Source organism: Arthrobacter sp. PsM3, from assembly GCF_030433895.1.
GTDB lineage: Bacteria > Actinomycetota > Actinomycetes > Actinomycetales > Micrococcaceae > Arthrobacter.
In genome coordinates this window covers 112387-133805 of the sequence record NZ_JARUXE010000001.1, presented here as the reverse complement: position 1 = coordinate 133805, position 21419 = coordinate 112387, and the positions used below count along the sequence as shown (strand labels likewise).

The 21419-nt window shown below is 67.7% G+C and carries 19 protein-coding genes and 1 pseudogene; 11 read left to right on the top strand and 9 right to left on the bottom strand.

Annotated features, from left to right (window positions below; genetic code table 11):
• Positions 1–68: 68 nt before the first annotated feature.
• Together QCD75_RS00605 and QCD75_RS00600 are read right to left on the bottom strand one after the other, a co-directional pair.
• Complete coding sequence (locus QCD75_RS00605; RefSeq protein ID WP_301224640.1) at positions 69–908, bottom strand: siderophore-interacting protein; 840 nt, start codon at positions 906–908, stop codon at positions 69–71.
• A gap of 51 nt (positions 909–959) precedes the next feature.
• Positions 960–1754, bottom strand: coding sequence for a uracil-DNA glycosylase (locus tag QCD75_RS00600; RefSeq protein ID WP_301224638.1), 795 nt, complete (start codon positions 1752–1754; stop codon positions 960–962).
• A gap of 85 nt (positions 1755–1839) precedes the next feature.
• Here QCD75_RS00600 and QCD75_RS00595 point away from each other — a divergent pair, with 85 nt between their 5' ends.
• The 6 genes from QCD75_RS00595 to QCD75_RS00570 all read left to right on the top strand — a co-directional run bounded on the left by QCD75_RS00595 (position 1840) and on the right by QCD75_RS00570 (position 7896).
• The gene (locus QCD75_RS00595; RefSeq protein ID WP_301224636.1) at positions 1840–2157 is read left to right on the top strand and encodes a DUF3263 domain-containing protein; all 318 of its coding nucleotides are present in this window, start codon (positions 1840–1842) and stop codon (positions 2155–2157) included.
• A gap of 80 nt (positions 2158–2237) precedes the next feature.
• Positions 2238–2906, top strand: coding sequence for a LytR C-terminal domain-containing protein (locus tag QCD75_RS00590; RefSeq protein WP_301224634.1), 669 nt, complete (start codon positions 2238–2240; stop codon positions 2904–2906).
• Positions 2907–3114: 208 nt separating this feature from the next.
• Complete coding sequence (locus QCD75_RS00585; RefSeq protein ID WP_226760976.1) at positions 3115–3321, top strand: cold-shock protein; 207 nt, start codon at positions 3115–3117, stop codon at positions 3319–3321.
• A complete protein-coding gene (locus tag QCD75_RS00580) occupies positions 3318–4718 on the top strand; it encodes an ABC transporter substrate-binding protein (RefSeq protein WP_441005417.1) in 1401 nt (466 codons plus the stop codon). The genes QCD75_RS00585 and QCD75_RS00580 overlap by 4 nt, the downstream gene beginning before the upstream one ends.
• 317 nt (positions 4719–5035) lie before the next feature.
• Positions 5036–6673: a chaperonin GroEL gene (gene groL, locus QCD75_RS00575; RefSeq protein ID WP_160667642.1), complete on the top strand. Its 1638-nt coding sequence runs from the start codon at positions 5036–5038 to the stop codon at positions 6671–6673.
• A gap of 203 nt (positions 6674–6876) precedes the next feature.
• Positions 6877–7896: a ribonuclease HI family protein gene (locus QCD75_RS00570; protein WP_301224629.1), complete on the top strand. Its 1020-nt coding sequence runs from the start codon at positions 6877–6879 to the stop codon at positions 7894–7896.
• A 27-nt stretch (positions 7897–7923) separates the two neighbouring features.
• On the opposite strand, the gene QCD75_RS00565 is transcribed toward QCD75_RS00570, so the two are convergent.
• The 3 genes from QCD75_RS00565 to QCD75_RS00555 form a co-directional block, all read right to left on the bottom strand.
• Positions 7924–8211, bottom strand: a complete 288-nt coding sequence (locus QCD75_RS00565; RefSeq protein WP_226758626.1) for a WXG100 family type VII secretion target — start codon at positions 8209–8211, stop codon at positions 7924–7926.
• Between the two features lie 121 nt (positions 8212–8332).
• Positions 8333–9850 carry a sensor histidine kinase gene (locus QCD75_RS00560; protein ID WP_301224764.1) on the bottom strand — a complete coding sequence of 506 codons (1518 nt, stop codon included), beginning with the start codon at positions 9848–9850 and terminating at the stop codon, positions 8333–8335.
• Between the two features lie 5 nt (positions 9851–9855).
• Positions 9856–10566: a response regulator transcription factor gene (locus QCD75_RS00555; protein WP_226758625.1), complete on the bottom strand. Its 711-nt coding sequence runs from the start codon at positions 10564–10566 to the stop codon at positions 9856–9858.
• A gap of 309 nt (positions 10567–10875) precedes the next feature.
• Here QCD75_RS00555 and QCD75_RS00550 point away from each other — a divergent pair, with 309 nt between their 5' ends.
• Complete coding sequence (locus tag QCD75_RS00550; RefSeq protein WP_301224625.1) at positions 10876–12075, top strand: phosphotransferase; 1200 nt, start codon at positions 10876–10878, stop codon at positions 12073–12075.
• Between the two features lie 44 nt (positions 12076–12119).
• On the opposite strand, the gene QCD75_RS00545 is transcribed toward QCD75_RS00550, so the two are convergent.
• From QCD75_RS00545 to QCD75_RS00535, 3 genes are read right to left on the bottom strand one after another with little or no spacing between them, the layout of a single operon-like run.
• Positions 12120–13775 carry a DNA repair helicase XPB gene (locus tag QCD75_RS00545; RefSeq protein WP_301224623.1) on the bottom strand — a complete coding sequence of 552 codons (1656 nt, stop codon included), beginning with the start codon at positions 13773–13775 and terminating at the stop codon, positions 12120–12122.
• Entirely contained in the window at positions 13772–16267 is a 2496-nt protein-coding gene (locus QCD75_RS00540) for a helicase-associated domain-containing protein (RefSeq protein WP_301224621.1), read from the bottom strand. Before QCD75_RS00540 ends, QCD75_RS00545 begins: the two co-directional genes overlap by 4 nt.
• Positions 16268–16277: 10 nt before the next feature.
• Complete coding sequence (locus tag QCD75_RS00535; RefSeq protein WP_301224619.1) at positions 16278–16511, bottom strand: hypothetical protein; 234 nt, start codon at positions 16509–16511, stop codon at positions 16278–16280.
• Between the two features lie 178 nt (positions 16512–16689).
• Between QCD75_RS00535 and QCD75_RS00530 the strand changes: the two genes are divergently transcribed.
• From QCD75_RS00530 to QCD75_RS00520, 3 genes and pseudogenes are all read left to right on the top strand, one after another.
• Positions 16690–17073: a cold-shock protein gene (locus QCD75_RS00530; RefSeq protein ID WP_301224617.1), complete on the top strand. Its 384-nt coding sequence runs from the start codon at positions 16690–16692 to the stop codon at positions 17071–17073.
• A gap of 9 nt (positions 17074–17082) precedes the next feature.
• A pseudogene (locus QCD75_RS00525) lies at positions 17083–17491 on the top strand (DUF3027 domain-containing protein); the annotation flags it as partial.
• Between the two features lie 379 nt (positions 17492–17870).
• On the top strand, positions 17871–19178 hold the full coding sequence (locus tag QCD75_RS00520; RefSeq protein ID WP_301224762.1) for an MFS transporter: 1308 nt from the start codon (positions 17871–17873) through the stop codon (positions 19176–19178).
• A 75-nt stretch (positions 19179–19253) separates the two neighbouring features.
• On the opposite strand, the gene serC is transcribed toward QCD75_RS00520, so the two are convergent.
• Complete coding sequence (serC, locus tag QCD75_RS00515; RefSeq protein ID WP_301224615.1) at positions 19254–20381, bottom strand: phosphoserine transaminase; 1128 nt, start codon at positions 20379–20381, stop codon at positions 19254–19256.
• A gap of 267 nt (positions 20382–20648) precedes the next feature.
• Between serC and QCD75_RS00510 the strand changes: the two genes are divergently transcribed.
• Complete coding sequence (locus QCD75_RS00510; protein WP_301224613.1) at positions 20649–21344, top strand: metal-dependent transcriptional regulator; 696 nt, start codon at positions 20649–20651, stop codon at positions 21342–21344.
• Positions 21345–21419 lie beyond the last annotated feature (75 nt).

Genomic DNA, 21419 nt, shown 5'->3' with positions numbered 1-21419 from the left:
TTGCTTCGTGCGCCGTGGGCCAGTGGGCCTTTGGACTGCTAGCTCGTGCGCCGTTGGACCGTGCGCCGTTAGATCGTCCCGATCGGGAGCTTCTTCTCCGCCTGGAAATCGTCCTCCACGCGGCCCTTCGCCCAGTATCCGGACAGGGAGACCTGGGAGCGCTCCAGCCCCCGCTGCCCGTAAAGTACCTCCCGCAGGCCTTTCATGTAGCCACGCTCGCCGTGCGCAAAGACCTGCACCCGGCCGTCCGGCCAGGAGGCGTCGCGCACTGCCGTGACCAGCAGCCCGCTGTCCCCGGCCGGCACCCCGCCGCGGAAGAGCCAGCGCAACTCCACACCCTCCGGCGCGGCGATGCCCTGGATGTCGGCGGCGCCGTCCACCTCGAGGAATGCCAGGCCACGGGCCTCCGCGGGCAGGGATTCGATCGCGGCGCCGATGGCCGGCAGCGCGGACTCGTCGCCCGCAAACAGGTACCAGTCCGCCGCCGGATCCGGGTTGTAGCCGCCCCCAGGGCCGGTGAAGATCAGAGTGTCCCCGGGGCGGGCGGACGCGGCCCAGGGCCCTGCGAGGCCTTCGTCGCCGTGGATCACGAAGTCGATGGCAAGCTCTGCCGCAGCCTCGTCGACCCAGCGGACGGTGTAGGTCCGGGTGTGCGGCCACTGATCCCGCGGCATGGACTCGCGGATCTCCCAGAGATCCAGCGGCTCCCCGTAGCTGACTCCGGGCTGGGGGAACACGATCTTGACGTAGCGGTCCACGAAGGCGTTGTTGACGTAGCCGGCGAAGCCCGGGCCGCCGGCAATGATCCGGACCATATACGGCGAGAGCTGCTCGCGGCGCAGCACAGTGAGGTTGGTCTGCGGGCGTGATTTCCGGGTGGCCGAGGTGGAGGCGGGAACTGAGGTCATGGAGCTAAGCCTAGCCAAGAAGCCTGGGCGGGACCCCGACTGTCAAGCCGGTTAGGGAAGCGGCGGCAGTTCCCAATCCACCGTGCCGTCCCCCTGCTCGCGGAGCAGCCTATTGGCGTGGCTGAAAGGCCGGGAGCCGAAGAACCCGCGCGCGGCCGACAGCGGACTCGGATGGGCGCTGGCGATCACCGGCGTGGAACCCAGTAACGGCTGGACGGCCCCGGCATCCTTGCCCCACAGAATTGCCACCAGCGGCGCGGGTGTGCCGTCGGCTCTGACGCGGTTCGCGACGGCGCTGATCGCTGCCGCCGTAATGGCCTCCCATCCCTTGTTCCGGTGCGAGCCGGCCTCCCCTGCCCGGACGCTGAGGACCTTGTTGAGCAGCAGTACCCCCTGGTCAGCCCAACGGCTGAGGTCCCCGTGGACCCGCGGAGGAAGGCCAAGATCGGCGTCGAGTTCCTTATAGATGTTCGCGAGGCTGCGCGGAATGGGCCGCGTGGCGCCGTCCACGGCGAAGGACAACCCGACGGCATGGCCGGGAGTCGGATAGGGGTCCTGGCCCACTATCAATATCCTGACTGCGGACAGCGGCTGCCGGAACGCCCGGAGGACGTTCGACGGCTGCGGCAGGATCGCGTGGCCCTCCGCGACTTCCCGGCCCAGGAACGCCAGGACATCGCGAAGCTGTCCTTCCACCGGGACCAGCGCCTCGGCCCAGTCCGGGGCCACAAGGTCAGGCAACGGCCGCAGTGCCAGCTCAGCGAAGCCGACCGCTTCGGCAGGTGAGGGCTCCAGCTCGAACAGGGCATCGGAATCAGGCGGGTCTGAGGTATGCACAGGGCCCATTCTCGCAGGGTGGCAAATGACAACGCTGTTATTCGCCCGTAACATGGGGGAAGACTTTTTACCGGATCCAGCCAGGGAGTGTGTCGTGGCCGAACAAGCGCAAGAACACCTTTCCACGGCGGAACCAGTTTCCGCCGGGACGAGCCCCGAGTCGCCGCTGGGCAGCCGGGACCAGCAAATGCTGGCGCTGGAACGGCAGTGGTGGAAGTACGCCGGAGCCAAGGAACAGGCCATCCGGGAGCTCTTCGACCTCTCCGCGACGCACTACTACCAGATCCTCAACGCCCTCATTGACACCGAGGATGCGCTGGCCCACGATCCCATGTTGGTGAAGAGATTGCGTAGACTACGTACGTCACGCCAACGTGCGCGCACTGCCCGCCGCTTGGGCTCAGACGCGTAAAGCACAACCGGACGCGCGGATTCCCGCGCGGATGCCGGCGTAGACAATCGTCAGAAACATGCAAGGACGTCGTTTTTACCATGACCAAATACGCTCGGGATGAATTTGATCGGGTCCCGGAGACCTCCACACGTCAGGGTGTCCACCGCGCAGTCGCCGAATCCCGGCGCCGGCGCCGTCTGGGTCCCATCCTGGCCGTTGGCGCGGCAGCCCTGGCCGTCGGCCTCGTGGCCTTCTTGTTCCTGCCGAAGCTCGGGTTCTCCTCCGCCGGAAACACCCAGGCGGTATCGGCCGAACAGGGCGGCAGCAGCGCCGCTGCATCCTCCGCCCCCACAGCCTCGAGCCCGGCAGTCTCCAGCCCGGCGTCGGCCAGCCCGACAGCAAGCCCGGCTCCGGCCACCCCGGCAGCCAGCGGGACGCCGGCCACGGCCACCACCCCCGCCACGGCCACCACCCCCGCCGCGGCCGCCGCAATCGACAAGACACAGCCCGTGGCGGTCTTCAACGCCACCTCAACTGCGGGCCTGGCGAACCGGGTGGGCGGGACCGTCACCACCGCCGGCTGGACGGTAGGCTCGACCGGAAACTGGGGCGGCGTGCCTCAGCAGCGCTCCGTCGTTTTCTACAGCGGCGCTGCGCAAAAGGGTAATGCTGAAGCCCTCGGAAAACTCCTGGGCATTCCGACGGTGGTTGACTCGGCCGAATTCCAGCTGCCGCTGGTCGTAGTGTTGGCGCCGGGCTTCCAGTAGTCCCCCCCGGTTACGCCTGAATAACTATTGGCCTCCCAAGCCGCACGCGCCCTGCGCTCCGGTCGGAGGCTGTGGGTACAGTATTTTGCGGACTGCGTGCGCATTCTGCGTTTTGCATTCTGCGTTTTGCATTCTGCGTTTTGCATTCTGCGTCCGCGGCGCACGCTGTGGTGCGCCGCCCGCAAGCCGACTGAAAGTGTGGACACCAATGGCATTGGGAACCGTCAAATGGTTCAACGCCGAAAAGGGCTACGGCTTCATCACCGTGGACGATTCCGGGGCGGACGTTTTTGTGCACTGGTCGGCCATTGCAGGGGAGGGCTATCGCGCCCTGGACGAGGGCCAGCGCGTTGAACTCGAAGTCGGCGAGGGCGAAAAGGGCCCGCAGGCCGAAAGCGTCCGGCCCGCCCCGTGACCTATTCCGCCGCTGCGCCGCCGGCCCCTGTAGAAAACGACGCTACCGAGAAGGACCCTATCGATAAGGCCGCCGCCGAAACTGACTGCGTCCGGCGGGCCGCCGTCAGCACCGCCCCACGCCGGCGCGGTGCACTGCGGCTGGGCCGCGCCGCGGCCGTGGCTGCGGTGGCGGCGCTGACCATGACCGCGTGCCTGGGGCCCGCAGGCGGCGCCCGCGTGGAGACGGCCGACGCCAGCGGCGACGGCACCCTGCGGATCGGGCTGATCCTCGACAACACCGGCCCGCAGAACTTCCTCAATGCCCCCCAGCTGGCCGCAGCGAAGCTCGCCGTCAGGGAAATCAACGCCGCGGGCGGCCATAAGGGCAAACCGGTGGAGTTGCTCCCCGAGACCATCAGCGCAGACACCGCAGCGCAGGCCAAGGCACTCGTGGCGGCCAAAGCCGACGTCGTCATCGGCCCGACGGACTCCAGCCGGGCACCCGCCGCCATCGATGTCCTCGCCAACGCCAGGATCGCCATGATTTCCCCCGCAAACACCGCCAGCGGGCTCAGCAGCTACCAGAGCAAGGGCTACTACTTCCGTACCGCGGCGGCGGATATCGCGCAGGCCTCCGTCCTCGTCAAACTCGCCAAGGACAACGGTGCGGCAACCCTTGCCGTTGTGTTCGAGGAAGGCAGTTACGGCAAGGACGTGTCCAACGCGGTCGCCGCCGCGGCCAAGGCCTCCGGCCTCGGACCCGTCACCGTCGCCGGTTTCGCGCCGGGCCACGCACAGCAGGCGGCCGCTGCCGCCAAGGCAGCGGCCCCGGATGCCGTCGTGCTGGTCTCCCGCACTGGTGCCCAGGGCGCCATCGCCGAGCTGAACAACGCGGGCCTTGCCGGAAAGAAGCTCATCCTCAGCGACGGTGCGGTCAGCCAATACGGTTCCGGCCTGGGTTCCAGTGCCCTCGACGGTGCACGCGGGATCCTTCCCGGAACCTTTGCCTCCGCAGCTTTCCAGGCCGAGCTGGTCTCCGTCGACCCGGGACTGAAGGATATGAGCTTCGCAGCCGAGACGTACGACGCCGTCAACCTCGCGGCGATCGCGGCCGCCGCAGCCCAGGACGACGCCGGAACCTCCATTGCGGCCGGCCTGATCGCCGTCTCGGGCGGCAAGGCCCAGGCGTCCGGCGGCGCCGGGGCCGCCGGCGAAGCCGCGGTATGCAAGAGCTACCAGGAGTGCCTCGACGCCATCCGGGCGGGCAAGCGCCCTGACTATGACGGCGAGTCCGGGCGGATCGGCTTCGATTCCAACGGTGACGTCAGCGCCGCAAACTACATTGTCTACACCTACGGGGCGGACAACCGGGCAACCATGAGCGGCAGCGAAACGGCCACCAGCGGCGGCAGTTAATCGCCCGTAGCGTATTGCGTCCTCCCGCGGGCCGCCAGCAGGCCGGTGTGGCGCACCCCGGTACGCCCGCTGCTTGCACTCTCCCCGGGGGAGTGCTAATTATTGAGTTAGCACTCCCGCGTATTGACTGCTAAAACGACGCCCGGTTCGCCCGGCCGCGAAGTTGCAGCAGCCGATCCGGGAGCGAAAGAAACACCTGGCTGGGGTGAGATCCCTGGCCCAGCGGCATACAGAGGCCGCCGGGCAAGGATCGTCCGTCGCGGGCACCGCAGCAAAGGTTCATTCTTAACGACTGTCCCGAAAGGACTACTGCCGTTATGGCCAAGATCATTGCATTTGATGAAGAGGCACGCCGCGGTCTTGAGCGGGGCCTGAACATCCTCGCCGACGCCGTCAAGGTCACCCTCGGCCCGCGTGGACGCAACGTCGTCCTCGAAAAGAAGTGGGGCGCCCCCACGATCACCAACGATGGTGTTTCCATCGCCAAGGAGATCGAGCTGGACGATCCTTACGAGAAGATCGGCGCCGAGCTGGTCAAGGAAGTTGCCAAGAAGACGGATGACGTCGCTGGCGACGGAACCACCACCGCTACCGTGCTGGCTCAGGCCCTGGTCAAGGAAGGCCTGCGCAACGTCGCGGCCGGCGCTGATCCCCTGTCCCTCAAGCGCGGCATCGAGAAGGCTGTCGAAGCCGTCACCCGCGAGCTCCTGGCCTCCGCCAAGGAAATCGAAACCAAGGAAGAGATTGCCGCCACCGCGTCCATCTCTGCCGGTGACAACGAGATTGGCGCACTGATTGCCGAGGCCCTGGATAAGGTCGGCAAGGAAGGCGTCATCACCGTCGAGGAGTCGAACACCTTCGGCCTGGAACTGGAACTCACCGAAGGCATGCGCTTCGACAAGGGCTACATCTCCGCTTACTTCGTCACCGACGCCGAGCGCCAGGAAACGGTCCTTGAGGATCCGTACATCCTGATCGTCAACTCCAAGATCTCCAACGTCAAGGAACTGGTTGCAGTCCTCGAGAAGGTCATGCAGTCGTCCAAGCCGCTGCTGATCATTGCCGAAGACATCGAGGGCGAGGCCCTGGCCACCCTGATCGTCAACAAGATCCGTGGCACCTTCAAGTCCGTCGCCGTTAAGGCCCCGGGCTTCGGCGACCGCCGCAAGGCGCAGCTCGCTGACATCGCCATCCTCACCGGTGGCCAGGTCATCTCCGAGGAAGTCGGCCTCAAGCTTGAGACCGCCGGACTTGAACTCCTGGGCCGCGCCCGCAAGGTCGTTGTCACCAAGGATGAGACCACCATCGTCGAGGGTGCAGGCGACGCTGACCAGATTGCTGGCCGCGTTTCCCAGATCCGCGCCGAGATCGAAAACTCCGATTCGGACTACGACCGCGAGAAGCTGCAGGAGCGCCTGGCCAAGCTTGCCGGCGGCGTTGCAGTCATCAAGGCCGGTGCCGCAACCGAAGTTGAGCTCAAGGAACGCAAGCACCGCATTGAGGACGCTGTCCGCAACGCAAAGGCTGCTGTCGAAGAGGGCATCGTCGCCGGCGGTGGCGTTGCCCTGATCCAGGCCGGTGCCAAGGCATTCGCCAACCTGCAGCTCGAAGGCGACGAGGCAACCGGTGCGAACATCGTCCGCGTTGCCATCGACGCCCCGCTGAAGCAGATCGCCTTCAACGCCGGCCTCGAGCCGGGCGTCGTCGTCGACAAGGTCCGCGGCCTGCCTGCAGGCCACGGCCTGAACGCAGCAACCGGCGAATACGTCGACCTGCTGGCTGCCGGCATCAACGACCCGGTCAAGGTCACCCGCTCTGCCCTGCAGAACGCGGCGTCCATTGCCGGCCTGTTCCTCACCACCGAGGCCGTTGTGGCTGACAAGCCGGAGAAGAACTCCCCGGCCATGGGCGGCGGCGACGACATGGGCGGCATGGGAGGCATGGGCGGTTTCTAACCACCCGGCTTCCGGCGCTGAATAGTCCAGCGCTGAACGAACAGTTCAACGACGGCGGTCCCTCTTTCGGGTGGGGCCGCCGTCGGCGTTAACCCCCGTCCAGCCCCTGTCCAGCCTCCGTCCGGCGCACATCAGACCACAGGCACCCCACCGTCACCGTCCGCGCGGGCGTCAACGGCGGCAGGGTCTGGCAGGATGGTGCAGTGACGATTACAGCAGCAGCCGACGGTTCGGCTCTAGGAAATCCCGGCCCGGCCGGATGGGCCTGGTACGTGAACGATGACTGCTGGCGGGCCGGCGGATGGCCGCACGGCACCAACAACATGGGCGAGCTGATGGCCGTGCTGGACCTGTTCCGCTCCACCGCACACATGCCGGGCGAGGACCTGCACATCCTGTGCGACAGCCAGTACGTCATCAACTCCGTCACCAAGTGGATGCCGGGCTGGAAGCGCAAGGGCTGGCGCAAGTCCGACGGCAAACCCGTCATGAACGTCGAGCTACTGAAGGACATCGACCAGGCGCTGGTCGGGCGCAAATACAAATTCGAATGGGTGCGCGGCCACGCCGGGCATGACCTGAACGAGGCGGCTGATGACCGCGCCAGGGCTGCCGCCACGGCCTACCAGCAGGGCGTGGCCGTGCGCCAGGGTCCCGGGTTCGGTGCCCCTGCCGGCTACCTTGTTCCCGCAGCCCAGGCAGCTCCGGCAGCCGGGCAGGCAGCTCCTGCAGACCAGGCAGTACCCGCAGCCGTGCAGGCCGCGCCCCAGGCGCCCGTGCCGTCCGGCCGACACGAGCTGTTCGGGGTGCCGACACTCTTCGACGAACCCGATCTCTTCAGTGAGCTCGACGAGGACACCACGCCCGCCCCAGGGACCGACGCGAGCCCGGAAGCGATCGTTGAGTCACTTGAGCGCGAGCTCCTCCTTCCGGAAACGCGCGGCGACTTCGGACGTACCGGGGTGCTGCTGCATCCGGACTTCACCGAAATCGGGACCTCGGGCAGGATCTGGACCCGGGATGCCGTGATGATGTCCCTGGAAGAGACGCCGGGCGGCCCGACCGAGCTGGAAATGCTGGGGGCCGACCGGCTGGATGCGCAGACCGTCCTCCTGACGTACCGCAGCCACACCCGGTCCGGATCGGCCCTGCGCAGCTCCCTGTGGGTCCATGACGGCGCCCAATGGCGGCTCCGCTTCCACCAGGGCACCCCCGAAGCCTGAGACCTTCTGCGGAGCCGTGAGGGGCGGTCAGCTGAAACGCTGGGTGTTGTTCAGTTCGGCCTGGGCGTAGCTCGCCGCCGCGGAGTTGAGCGCCAGGTTGATCGAGGCAAGGGAAGCCTCGACCTTCCCCTGGGTCAGGGCCCACTCCGCGACGAGCGCCTGGAAGTTGGTGGCGGCCGAGCCGCGCCAGCTGGCCTGCAGCTCGTCCAGGCCGCGCTTCATGGACTGGACGTCAGCGCTGATGCGGTCGACCGTGGCCTTGACGTTCGCTGACTTGAGCTGGAGGAGTTCCGTATCGACGGAAATGATGCTCATGGGATGACCTCTCAACAGTGCCTGATCCGGAATCTCCGGACCCTCCGAGCGTAGGCAGGCCGGGGTACCCGGGGAACGGCCGCTCAACGGTATGTGGAAAAGCAGCGGGAGACCCGGCAGGCTACTCCCCGGCGGTGTCGCCGGAGCCGGCGCCGGCGCGTGTTCCTGACCCGGTACGGGAGCCGGCATGCGGCCCTGCGTCTTCGGCGGTCTCATCCAGGAACGGCAGGCTGACCACCAGGGTGGCGCCGCCGCCGTCGGTTTTCGCAACCCTGACGGTGCCCGAATGCGAACCGACGATGGCCGCGACGATCGCCAGCCCCAGCCCGCTGCCGCCGGTTTCCCGGGTCCGGGACGTGTCCGCGCGGTAGAACCGCTCGAAGATCCGCGCCGCTTCCTCCTCCGGGACACCGGGGCCGTGGTCACGGACCTCGATGATGGACTGCCGGGTGCCGTCCCCGGAGCTCCGGACGCCGACGGCCAGTTCGATGGGCGTGCCGTCGGGGGTGTAGCGCAGGGCGTTGCCCACGAGATTCCCCACCACCTGCCGCAGCTTGGCCTCGTCGCCGAGCACCGGGGCAGGCCCGGGGGGACGGCCGTCCAGCCCGGTCAGCGAGATGGTGCGGCCGCGGTCGCTGGCCTGGGTGTCCACCACGGCGTCGTTGGCAATCAGCAGCAGATCGGCAGGCTTCTGCTGGAGCGGCCGCTGCTCATCGATCCTGGCGAGCAGCAGCAGGTCCTCCACCATGGTCCCCATCCGCTTCGCCTCGCTTTCGATCCGGCCCATGGCGGTCGCCACATCCTCCGGGGTGGACAGCGCGCCGTGCCGGTACAGCTCCGAGAAGCCGCGGATCGTCACCAGCGGGGTGCGCAGTTCATGCGAGGCATCGGCCGCGAAGCGGCGCATCCGCGCCTCGGAGGCCATCCGGGCGGCGAAGGCCGTCTCGATGTGGGCCAGCATGGCGTTGAGGGAGCTGCCCAGCCGGCCAACCTCGGTATTGGGGTTTTCGATTTCGACGCGCCGGGAGAGGTCGCCCGCGGCAATCGCCGCGGCGGTCTTCTCGACCCGGGCAAGCGGCCGGAAGGACCGGGAAATGCTCCACGTGGCGATGAAGAAGGCCAGGACAAGCGTCAGCAGCCCGACGCCGACCACCACCAGAACGGCGTGTTCCATCACCGAATCCACCGGCCACAGCGGGAGTCCGATGACCACCACGGAGCTGCGGACGTTGCTGTCCACGACGTTGAGGGCGACCACCCGCCAGTTGCGCCCATCCGTTCCGCGGACCTGGAAGGGGATCTGCTGGCGGTCGGCGGCGTCCGCCGGGGTGATGCTGGTGATGTCCGGGTGGAGTTCCTTGTTGCCGCCGAACGGCAGCGGCGGCTGCCCCGGGGTGAAGAGCATCAGCGAGTAGTCCGTGGGAATGCTCTGGTTCTGGTCCTGCAGCTGGCTGAAGGACTGCTGCTGGCGGACCGAGGCGACCGCGGCCCGGAGCTTGTCGTCGACCTGCCCCTGCAGATAGCTGTGCAGCAGGGTCAGGGTACCGGCGCCGGTGGCAGTGAGGGCCACCAGCATCAGCGCGGTCATGATGGCGACGAGCTGCGACCGCAGCGACGCCGACTTCCACCGGTGCAGCAGCAAGGTCAGCGCTTCTCGGCCGTCCGCAGCACGTAGCCGACGCCCCGTTTGGTCTGGATCAGCGCCGGGGCATCGGGATCAATGTCCACCTTGCGGCGCAGATAGGAGATGTAGGACTCCACGATCGAGGCGTCCCCGTTGAAGTCGTACTCCCAGACATGGTCCAGGATCTGCGCCTTGGACAGCACACGGTTGGGGTTCAGCATGAGGTAGCGCAGGAGCTTGAATTCGGTGGGGGACAGCTCGATCACGGTGCCGCCGCGGCGCACCTCGTGGGCGTCGTCGTCGAGCTCGAGGTCATCGACGCGGATGACCGCATCGTCGTCCTGCAGGGGCTGCGTGCGGCGCAGTACGGCGCGGATGCGTGCCACTACCTCGTCGAGGCTGAACGGCTTCGTGACGTAGTCGTCGCCGCCCACGGTCAGCCCCATAACCTTGTCCTCGGTGTCATCCTTGGCGGTCAGGAAGAGCACGGGGAAGTGCTTGCCTGCGGCGCGCAGCCGGCGGGTGACAGTGAAACCGTCCATATCCGGCAGCATGACGTCCAGAACAGCCAGGTCGGGGGCGTGGAGATCGGCCGCCGCCAGGGCTTCGCGCCCGTTGGACGCGGAAACGACTTCAAAACCGGCAAAGCGCAGGGAAGTGGACAGCAGCTCGCGGATGTTCGGTTCATCATCGACGACCAGCAGCTTGGCTTCGGGACCGTTCTTTTTCATGGTTCCCATAATCCTCCCAGACTCTGGGAGTTTTCTGAATGGAGGATGTGTGTTGGATGGACGTCCCTCACGGCGCGAGCCGGCTGACCTCACGCAGTGCGCTCCGAAACTCCCGGTAGCGCTCCGGCCCCAGCGCTCCGGCCCCAGGGCGGCTGCCCACTTGCGTTCCGTTTCGGCGGTGATCCGCCGGGAATGCCCGATGGCGGTCCGTTCCGCCAGCACGGACAGGCGGAGGCCTTCCGTCGGGATCAGCGCCATGACACGGTAGTGGGAGGGCCGCAATCCGGGCAGACTGGGAGGTGACGTCTCATGGCCGTCGATCTGATGAATATGGACATCCTTGCCGGCGCCGACCCGGGTTCGGCCATCCTGGCCGGGATTGCGGCGGCGTGCCTGGCCGAGCCTGACGCGGAGTTGCTGTCCGCCTCTGCCGAGGAACTCGGGCCACCGGCGTTCAACATGACCACTGGCGGGCTCTGGCGCGTCTGCGGAACCGCCAGGACGGGCTGCGGGGGTCCCCGGGGGACGGTGGGCACGGCGACTTTCAGCACCGTCGTGAAGGTGATCCAGTCACCGTTGCTGTGGCCCGCCATCGGGCAGGTTCCGGAAAGCCAGAGGGCGGAACTGGCGGCGAAGTTTCCGTGGGAAACGGAAGCCCAGGTCTACGCTTCGGGGCTGTCCTCGGTGCTCCCTGCGGGCGGCCGAATGCCGGAGATCTACCGACTGGACGCGTTCGATGCCCAGCGGACGGCGATTTGGATGGAGGACGTCCCCGAGGCCCCACCAACTGCGTGGACGGAGCAGCGCTTTGTTGACGCGGCTCGGTTCCTGGGCCGGCTGGCAGGAAGTCCCGAAGTCCGGGACCGCGGCCCCGCAGGAGGTGCGGTGCGCGGCCATGAGGGTTTGCGGTTCTACCTGGACAGCGTTGCGGCGTCCGTCTTGATCCCGGGGATCCTGGGCGAGGACCTCTGGTCGCACCCGGCGGTGGCGGCTGCGGCGGACCCGGCCCTGATCGCGGGATTGCGCCGGCTCACAGCCCGCGCGGACGGACTGCTGGATGACATCTGCCGGCTCCCCTCACTTCCGGCGCACGGCGACGCCAGTCCCCAAAACCTGCTGATCCGCCCCGGAACGGGATCCGGCGTCGCGCCCGGGTCAGATTTCACCGTCATCGATTGGGGCTTCTACGGTTTCGCCTGCCCGGGGTTTGACCTCGGCCAACTGCTGGCCGGCTGGGTCAACCAGGGCCAGATGCGCGGCGCCGAACTGTACGCGCTGGAGCCGCTGTGCCTCGCCGCCTACTGCGAAGGTCTCGCCGACTTCGACGCCGGGATCAGCGAGACCGACGTCCGGCGCGGGCATGCCGCCTCGATGGCTGTGTTCACCGGGCTCGCCGCCGTCGCGACCCAGCGGCTGGCCGAACCGGATTCCGAGGAACTGCGCGCGCTGGTGTCCGGCCGGCTTGAGATGGCGCGCTTCATCCTGGACCTGCTGGCCTCCACTGACTAGCAGGCTAAAGCCCCGGGGCGCCCGGCCCGGGCGAGGGGTGCGGATCAGTCGGTGGGGGAGCTGGTGCCGACGTCCTTGGCGTCCATGATCCGGTAGGCGTAACCCTGTTCGGCCAGGAACCGCTGGCGCTTGGCCGCGAAGTCCTGGTCCAGGGTGTCCCGTGCCACGAGAGAGTAGAAACGCGCGGCGCGGCCGTCCTTCTTGGGCCGCAGCAGCCGGCCCAGCCGCTGGGCTTCCTCCTGGCGGGAGCCGAAAGACCCGGAAACCTGGATGGCAACCGATGCCTCGGGCAGGTCGATGGAAAAGTTGGCGACCTTGGACACCACGAGAGTCTGCACTTCGCCGGCGCGGAAGGCGTCAAAGAGCCGCTGGCGATCCTTGACGGAGGTGTCGCCCTTGATCACCGGCGCCTGCAGGCGCTCGCCAATCTCGTCCAGCTGGTCGATGTACTGCCCGATCACCAGCAGCTGCTCGCCGGCATGCTCGGCCACAAGCCGTTCCACCACCAGGGTCTTGGATTCGGACGTGGCGCACAGCCGGTACTTGTCCGCGTCCTCGGCCATGGCGTAGGCCACGCGTTCGTCGCGGGGCAGGTCGATCCTGACCTCGACGCAGTCGGCGGGCGCGATGTAGCCCTGCGCCTCGATGTCCTTCCACGGCGCGTCGTAACGCTTCGGGCCGATCAGGCTGAAAACTTCACCCTCGCGGCCGTCCTCGCGGACCAGAGTGGCGGTCAGGCCCAGCCGGCGGCGCGCCTGCAGGTCCGCCGTCATCCGGAAGATCGGGGCCGGCAGGAGGTGGACCTCGTCATAGATGATGAGTCCCCAGTCGTTGCCGTCCACCAGCTCCAGATGGGGGTAGAGCCCGCCCCGCTTGGTGGTCAGGACCTGGTAGGTGGCGATCGTGACGGGGCGGACTTCCTTGACGGAGCCGGAGTATTCGCCGATTTCCTCCTCCGTGAGGGAGGTCCGCTTGAGCAGTTCGTCCTTCCACTGCCGGGCGGAGACCGTGTTGGTCACCAGGATCAGCGTGGTCGTGGAGCTGGTGGCCATCGCGGCGGCACCGACCAGCGTCTTGCCGGCCCCGCAGGGGAGCACGACGACGCCGCTGCCGCCGGCCCAGAAGTTCTCCATCGCCAGCTGCTGGTAGGGGCGGAGCTTCCAGCCGGTCTCGTTGAGCATGATGGGGTGCGGCGTACCGTCGACGTAGCCGGCCAGGTCCTCGGCGGGCCAGCCGATCTTGAGCAGCAGCTGCTTGAGCTGCCCGCGCTGGGAGGAATGCACGACAACGGTTTCACCATCGATCCTCGGCCCCAGCAACGGGGCGATCTTCTTGGCGCGGCTGACCTCCTCCAGCACCGGATAGTCGGAGGTGCGCATGACCAGGCCGTGCTGGGGATCCTTTTCGAGCCGCAGCCGGCCGTACCGGGACATGGTCTCTTCGACGTCAATCAGCAGGGAATGCGGTACCGGGAAGCGGGAGTACTTCAGCAGCGTGTCCAGCACTTTTTCGGCGTCCAGGCCGGCGGCCCGGGCGTTCCAGAGGCCCAGCGGGGTGAGCCGGTAGCTGTGCATGTGCTCCGGGGCGCGTTCCAGCTCGGCGAAGGGGGCGATGGCGTGGCGTGCCTCGGTGGCCAGTTCGTGGTCGACTTCGAGCAGGATGGTTTTGTCACTCTGGACGATCAGCGGTCCATCGTTCACTGGAGCAATTCCTCTGCGGCCTCTACGTCAATAATCCGGTGGATGGACAGTACGCGTTCTGTTTCCTTGTCCGGATCGAACACCCGGACCCGGCCACCGTTCACAGCTACCGGAACAACCGTTTCCCGCACGGCATTCCCCATGCTGTCGACGACGTTCATCACCACGCGCTGTTTGAGGCGGATCGCCTTCTGCAGGGTTTCCAGCCCCAGCTGGGTTGCCTCTTCGCTGCCAGGGGCCACCGCGGGCTGCCTGTCGGTGCCGCCCGCGGAGGGGCGTTCGCTGCGCAGCACGGCCAGCTGGGCGTCGACGTCGGCATCCGGCGGGGCGGTGCGCGGGGCACTGTAGACCGGCCGCACGCTGCCGGCCGCCGCAGTGGTGCGCCGCAGCCGGATCCCTCCTGCCTCGGATTCCTCGACGGCCGGGGACAGACCCAGGTTGCGGAGGACCTGCGCTGTCTCCCGGACACCTGCGTGCGTGACCAGCACGGTGGGTGCGATCCGGACCAGACCAAGGCCGGCGGCGCCGGAGGTGTTCAGCAGCTCCAGGAGCGCAGTCTCGTCGTCGCTCTGGATGAAGCTCGCGGCGGACCCCACCCGCAGCCTGGCATGGCGCGCGGCGGTGTCCTCGATCAGGTACTTCAGCGGCTGCGGGATTGCCGTGGCCGAATGCAGGCCCAGGAAATCGAGCATCGTCTGTGCATCCTGGCCCGCGTCGAGCGCGCGACGGACGGAGGAGACCGAGAAACGGTAGATGGTGGCGGGGCCCTGGCCTTCGGCGTCGGCCATGGTGAGGAGCTTTTCGGTCAGTTCCGGTGCGAGGTAGCCTGGCGCCACCGCGGTGAGGTCGGCCTGGAGCAGGACATGGTTCAGGGCGGCCGGCAGGTGTTCGCCCAGGATGCCCATCGCTTCGTCGGGCTGTTCGGCGGCAATGGCCGCACCGATCTGGCTGAGCGCGCCCGAACCGATCAGGCCCAGCAGCTCCGCCTCGGCCAGGACCCCCCGGATCAGCGAGCTGAAACGCCGTGCCATCCGCGGCTGGGCCCAGTCGGCCCGCTCCAGCACTGCCGCCGCGTCCAGCACCGGGGCCTGCCCGTCCGCCGCCGCGGCCTCCTCGGTCAGCTCGGCCAGGATTTCCAGGATCCGTTTCCGGACCACCGGAGCGTCCGGGCGCTGGGCCTCGGCCGACAGCGCGTTGATGGTGCTGCCGGTTGCCCCGCGGTGGAGGGCCGGGACCGTGGCCTGGCCGTTGACGGGCTGTCCGACCAGAGAGGGGGCCCGTTCGCTGGCGAGCCACGCGTTGACGAGCCAGAGCCACTGCTCCTGCCTGGGAAGCGCCAGCCATTCCAGCTGCGGCGGCTGGACCCAGGCGGAACTGTCCACGTCCAGCCGGATGAGGCCGGACAGGGCGCACAGCTCCGCCAGCACCCCGGCGTCGTGCATCTCAAGCCGCAGGGCGTCCGCCAGGCGCTTCAGCTCCCTGACCCCCACGCCGCCGCTGCGCAGGGTGACGAGGGGCTGCTCGCGGACGGCATAGAGCAGCTCACCGACCAGCCGCAGGGTCTCGGCGATCGCGCCCAGGGCGGCATTGCGGCGCAGTGCCGCAGACGTAGTACCCAGCCGCGCCACCGGGGGCGTCAGTGCAAACTTTTCAATGACGAAGCCGCCGCGCAGGGACACCCCGACGCTGTGCGGAAGTTCCACGTGGGCTGCGTCCAGCGGCACGAGCAGCCCGCGGGCCAGGAGCCAGTCCACGGGCCCGACGTCGGCGGCCTCGTGCAGGACGGAGGCGCGCCGTTGAGCCTGCGGCACGGCGCCCATGGCCCAGTTGCCGAAGCGTGCGAGCAGCGCCGTGGTGCGTTCCGGGGCTCCGGCCAGGATCTGCCGGAGAGACTCCGGCGTGGCGGTCCAGTGCTGCAGCGACAGGGCGGCCTCCATCGGCGTGGCCGCGGGGGAGATCGCCGCCCCGTTCCGGTGCAGCTCCGCGACCAGCTGGACCACGCGCTGCGCGAAGGCGGGCTGGAGCCGCACGAGTTCGGTGTAGCTGCGCCCCAGGCCGGCCGGGTAGATCCCGATCACGTCCTTGAGGCTGCCCACCGGCAGGTAATACCGCAGCTTCGTGCCGGCGGCCGGCGCGGCGCCGTGCGGCGGTTCCGCCCGGTGGACAAGGGCCAGTTCCTGCAGCGAGTGCAGCATTTTCTCGATGGAGCCCAGCGTGGCGCCGTTGATGAGTTTCTTCAGCATGGGGGCAGAAGCGCTGTGCCCGGTGTCCGTGTTGGTGCACAGGTGCAGGGTTTCGAGGACCTGCATTTCCGGGCGGTTGAGCCGCTCCAGGGCCCGCTGGACGCTGACGCGGCCGCTGGCCCGGGCGGCGAGGGCGGCGAAGTCCGGCACACCGGGGGAGATGAGGTCCGGCCGCGCGGAGAACAAGGCCCGCAACGAGTCATCGCTGCGTGCCTGCAGTTCCTTGCTGAGCGCGCGGATAAGGGACATCAGTGCCACGCTACCTTTCGTCTGGCCGTTGGGTCCGCCGCCGTGCTGCAATTCCGTCAACAATGAGCAGGAGCATCAGCAGGAAAGCCAGGGGAAGCCCGTACAGGGCAGTGGAGGTGATCCAGACGGGCGACACGGCGTTATTGAAGGCCATCGCCATCACGACGCCGACGGCCGCGAGCGACAGGACGGCGGCGGCGGCCGCGACGATCAACAGTGGCCGCCGGAAACGCAGTGGAGTCATGGAGCTAACGCTAACAGCCCGGCTTGTCCCGCGCCCCAAACGGCCAAAGTAGGCCAGGCAGGATAACCTTGAAGGAACAGACCAATACGGTCCAGGCAGCCATACCCTGAACCCGCATATCCATGCGGATGCGGTGGCCGCCGGCCGTGTCACCAGCAGAACGAAGAGGGTTGATTACGTGCCTACCGGCAAGGTCAAGTGGTATGACAAGGAAAAGGGCTTCGGATTCCTCGCAGGCGAGGACGGTCAGGAAGTCTTCCTGCCCAAGTCCGCGCTGCCCGAGGGCATAACCGAGCTCAAGGCCGGCACCCGGGTCGAATTCGGCGTGGCCGACGGCCGCAAGGGCGCCCAGGCCCTGGGCCTGCGGGTGCTGGACAAGACGCCCTCCATCGCCAAAGCCAAGCGGCCCAGCGCGAAAGACCTTGCCCCGCTGGTGCAGGACCTCGTTTCCGTTCTGGACAACTTGTCCGGCACGCTGTCTGCGGGCAAATACCCGGAAGGCAACAAGGGCAAGGCGATCGCCGTCGCCCTGCGTAAGGTTGCCGACGAGCTGGACGCGTAGGTCCCGGCGATGACTCCGGAAACTGATCAGACCTCATCCCGGAGCTCCGGGGACAAGAAAGCCGGGGCGAAAGAGGGCTCCAAGCCCCGCGCCGGCGTCCCCGTCTGGCGCACCGGCAAGCCCGACGCGTTCCTGGCCGCCGCCGTCGACGTCGCCCGTGCCGCCCTGGAGGGCATCGCCCCGGCCGAGCAGATCGGCAGGCACCTGGCTGCCAAGAGCGAAGGCGACCGCCTGGTCACGCACCTGTTCGAATCGAAGCTGGCCGGCTACGGCGGGTGGACGTGGTACGCCGTGCTCACGCGCAACTCGCGCTCCAAGGTCGTTACGGTCGACGAGCTGGGCCTGCTGCCCTCCGAGGATTCGATCCTGGCGCCCGAATGGGTCCCGTGGGCCGAACGGGTCCGTCCCGGCGATGAACAGGGCGAGGATGAACTCGCGGAAGCCGCAAGCCCGGCACCCCTGCCGGATGCCGAGGTCACCGGGGACGCCGGGGACAATTTCGACGCCGGCTTCGCGGCCGGCGAGGCGCCGGAATTCGCTGCCGGCGAGGCGCCGGAAGACGATTCGGACGACGCCGACGGCAACGCGGACGGGGCCGGCGACGAATACGACGCCGACGATGTTGACGACGACTCTGAAGACGACGACGACCCGGAAGACGACGAAGACTCCGAGGACGACGAAGACCCAGAAGACGACGAAGCCTCTGACGACGGTCCGGCCGGCGGGCTGCCCGCAGCGCAGGCTGACTAGCGGTTGGAACCATCCGGGGCGCTGCACTGTGAGGGCTGGACATGATGTCCACCTTCAAGTCCCTGCACATCCTGAACTACCGGATCTGGTTCATCGGGGCGATCATTTCCAACATCGGGACCTGGATGCAGCGCACTGCCCAGGACTGGCTGGTCTTTGACCACCTGACCGAACACGACGCCAGCGCCATGGGCATCACCATGGCCCTGCAACTCGGGCCCCAACTCTTCCTCGCCCCCGTGGCCGGGCTGGTGGCGGACCGTTTCAACCGCAAGCAGCTGCTCGTCCTGACCCAGTCGGCGATGGCGGTGCTGAGCGCTGCCCTGGGCGTCCTCGTGATTTCCGGGGCCGCGCAACTGTGGCATGTCTACGGTTTCGCCCTGCTGCTCGGTGTTGTCTCCGCCCTCGATGCCCCGGTGCGCCAGACGTTCGTCTCCGAACTGGTCCGCGACGATTACCTTCCCAACGCGGTGGCGCTCAACAGCGCCTCCTTCAATGTGGCCCGGATGATCGGGCCCGCCGTCGCCGGCGTCCTCACGGTCGCTGTTGGGCCCGGCTGGGTCTTCCTGATCAACACCCTGACCTTCGTGGCCCTGCTGCTGAGCCTGTGGCGGATTCCCTCGGCATCGCTGCGCCAGCTGCCCCGGGCGTCGGCCGGCAAGGGACGGATCCGGGAGGGCCTGCGTTACGTGCGGTTCCGGCCCGACATCGTGGTGGTGCTGGTTGCGGTCTTTATCGTGGGCACCCTGGGACTGAACTTTGTGCTGTTCATCGCGGCCATGGTCGGCACGGAATTCGGCCTGGACGCCAGCGCCTTCGGCCTGATGAATTCCATTATGGCCATTGGCTCCGTCGCCGGCGCCCTGCTGTCCGCCGGACGCCAAAGGCCCAGGCTGCGGATCATCTTCGGGGCCGCCGGAGCCTTCGGCGTGACCGCGGGGATCGCCGCGCTGGCCCCCAACTACTTCTGGTTCGGTGTGGCCCTGGTTCCGGTGGGACTCTTCGCTATCACCATGCTGACGAGCGCCAACGGCTACGTCCAGACGACCACCGACCCCGTGATGCGTGGCCGGGTGATGGCGCTCTATATGGCGATCTTCATGGGCGGCACCCCCATCGGGGCGCCGTTCGTGGGCTGGGTCGCAAACGTCGCCGGTCCCCGCTGGTCCCTGAGCGTCGCGGCGGCCTCCGGCCTGATCGCGGCCCTGATCGGGCTGGTGTGGATCGTCCGGGCCAGGCAACTGCGGATCCGGTTCGACCGCCGCGCCCGCGGGCTGCGCCACTTCCGCGTTGTGTCCGCCGGGCCCCGGAGCGCCGACGGCCCCAACGCGGACGGCGCCGCCCGGGATTAAGACCGGACGACGCCGTCGAACGCTGACGCTCGCTGTCGAACGCTGACGTTTCAGCGCACCGTGTTGGGCGGGGAGCTACTTTTTCAGCTCGCCCACGACGAAGTCGATGCATTCCAGCAGCGCGGACACATCGTCGGGCTCGATGGCCACGAAGGTCGCGATCCGGAGCTGGTTGCGGCCCAGCTTGCGGTACGGCTCGGTGTCCACAATGCCGTTGGCGCGGAGCACCTTCGCGATCGCGGCGGCATCGATGGAGTCGTCGAAGTCGATCGTCGCGATGACGTTGGAACGTTCCTCAGCCTTCGCCACAAACGGGGTTGCGTACTCCGAAGCCTCGGCCCAGCGGTAAATGCGGCCGGCGGAATCCGCGGTCCGTGCCGAGGCGAAGTCCAGTCCGCCGTTCGCGTTGAGCCATTGCACCTGGGCGTCCAGGGTGACGAGCGTGGCCAGCGCGGGGGTGTTGTAGGTCTGGTTCAGCCGCGAGTTGTCGATCGCGGTCTGAAGGTCCAGGAAGTCCGGGATCCAGCGTCCGCCGGCCTTGATCCGTGCCGCCCGCTCCAGCGCTGCGGGGGAGAACAGGCCAAGCCACAGGCCGCCGTCGGACGCAAAGTTCTTCTGCGGGGCGAAGTAGTAGACGTCCGCTTCGGCGACGTCGACGTCCAGCCCGCCGGCAGCCGAGGTGGCGTCCACCAGGACGAGGGAGCCCGCGTCGGCGCCGGCCACACGCTGGACCGGAGCGGCAACGCCCGTGGACGTCTCGTTCTGGGGCCAGGCGTAGACATCGACGCCGGCTTCGGCCCGCGCTGCCGGCCGGGTGCCCGGCTCGGACTTGATGATGGAGGAGTCCGCGAGGAAGGGTGCCTTGTTGGTGGCGGAGGCGAATTTCGAGCCAAACTCGCCAAAGGACAGGTGCTGTGCCTTGTTCTCGACCAGGCCGAAGCTGGCGATGTCCCAGAACGCGGTCGATCCGCCGACTCCGAGGATGACCTCGTAGCCGTCGGGCGCCCGGAAGAACTGGCTGAGCCCGTTCCGGACCGAGCCCACGAGGTTCTTGACGGGCGCCTGGCGGTGGGATGTTCCCAGGAGCTTCGAAGCCGCGGCGAGGGCTTCCAGCTGTTCCGGGCGGACCTTGGAGGGTCCGGCGCCGAACCGGCCGTCCTTGGGAAGGAGGTTTGCGGGAATCGTGATGCTGGTGTCGCTCACAGTGGCTCCAATTTTCGGCAGGTACTTAGGGTGCGGCTCAGGAGATGGCCCGGCAGGGTGGCTGCAGCGGAGCCTTGCGTTTCATTCTGCCTGACTGCCCGGCAGGCGAGGCAAAAGCGCCCGTCACAGTCCGGTCATTGAGATTATCCGGACAAATTCAAAATAGGCTAAGCTGTCCTGCGAACGTACGGCGGACCCCGCCAGGGCGCCAGCAGCTCGCGGTACGGTGGGAATCACGCAAGGACGGCGCTCGAGGAGCTGAGCTGAATGACGGATCTGATCGATACAACCGAGATGTATCTTCGGACCATTCTGGAACTTGAAGAAGAGAACATTGTCGCTCTCCGCGCCCGCATCGCCGAGCGGCTCCGCCACTCGGGTCCGACTGTTTCGCAGACCATCGGCCGCATGGAGCGCGACGGGCTGGTGGTTGTTTCGGGCGACAGGCACCTTGAACTGACCGCAACCGGCCGGAAACGTGCCATCGAAGTCATGCGCAAGCACCGCCTTGCCGAACGTCTGCTGGCCGATGTGATCGGGCTCGACTGGGCGTACGTCCATGAGGAAGCCTGCCGCTGGGAACATGTCATGAGCGAGCGGGTGGAGCGGCGGATCTTCGAACTGCTCAACCACCCCACCGTCTCGCCCTACGGCAACCCGATTCCCGGCCTCGCCGAACTTGGGGGCCTGCCCTCCCAGCCGCCCCTGGACGGTGTTGTGAACCTGCTCGAGGCCATGTCCGGCTACGGGCCGGATTCCCGGGTGCGGGTCAGCCGGCTCGCCGAACCCATCCAGGTCGAACCGGAACTGCTGGTCCAGCTCGACGAAGGCGGCATCCGCCCCGGCGCTTCGGTGTCACTGGAGCGGGTGGGGGAGTACATCTCGGTGCGGGTGCCGGATATCGAAGGTGCACTGGAACTCCCGCCCGAGGTTGCTGCCCACGTCTTTGTTACCGTCAACTAACCGGCGCTAGTCATCCGCTCATGGGACGACCCATGAGTTGTGCACAGAGTCGATAACGGATTTATCTCTCGACGG

Coding starts and splice junctions, on each gene's coding strand:
- QCD75_RS00605 (WP_301224640.1), bottom strand. CDS start 908: ATGACCTCAGTTCCCGCCTCCACCTCGGCCACCCGGAAATCACGCCCG.
- QCD75_RS00600 (WP_301224638.1), bottom strand. CDS start 1,754: ATGGGCCCTGTGCATACCTCAGACCCGCCTGATTCCGATGCCCTGTTC.
- QCD75_RS00590 (WP_301224634.1), top strand. CDS start 2,238: ATGACCAAATACGCTCGGGATGAATTTGATCGGGTCCCGGAGACCTCC.
- QCD75_RS00585 (WP_226760976.1), top strand. CDS start 3,115: ATGGCATTGGGAACCGTCAAATGGTTCAACGCCGAAAAGGGCTACGGC.
- groL (WP_160667642.1), top strand. CDS start 5,036: ATGGCCAAGATCATTGCATTTGATGAAGAGGCACGCCGCGGTCTTGAG.
- QCD75_RS00565 (WP_226758626.1), bottom strand. CDS start 8,211: ATGAGCATCATTTCCGTCGATACGGAACTCCTCCAGCTCAAGTCAGCG.
- QCD75_RS00555 (WP_226758625.1), bottom strand. CDS start 10,566: ATGAAAAAGAACGGTCCCGAAGCCAAGCTGCTGGTCGTCGATGATGAA.
- QCD75_RS00550 (WP_301224625.1), top strand. CDS start 10,876: ATGGCCGTCGATCTGATGAATATGGACATCCTTGCCGGCGCCGACCCG.
- QCD75_RS00540 (WP_301224621.1), bottom strand. CDS start 16,267: ATGTCCCTTATCCGCGCGCTCAGCAAGGAACTGCAGGCACGCAGCGAT.
- QCD75_RS00535 (WP_301224619.1), bottom strand. CDS start 16,511: ATGACTCCACTGCGTTTCCGGCGGCCACTGTTGATCGTCGCGGCCGCC.
- QCD75_RS00520 (WP_301224762.1), top strand. CDS start 17,871: ATGTCCACCTTCAAGTCCCTGCACATCCTGAACTACCGGATCTGGTTC.
- QCD75_RS00510 (WP_301224613.1), top strand. CDS start 20,649: ATGACGGATCTGATCGATACAACCGAGATGTATCTTCGGACCATTCTG.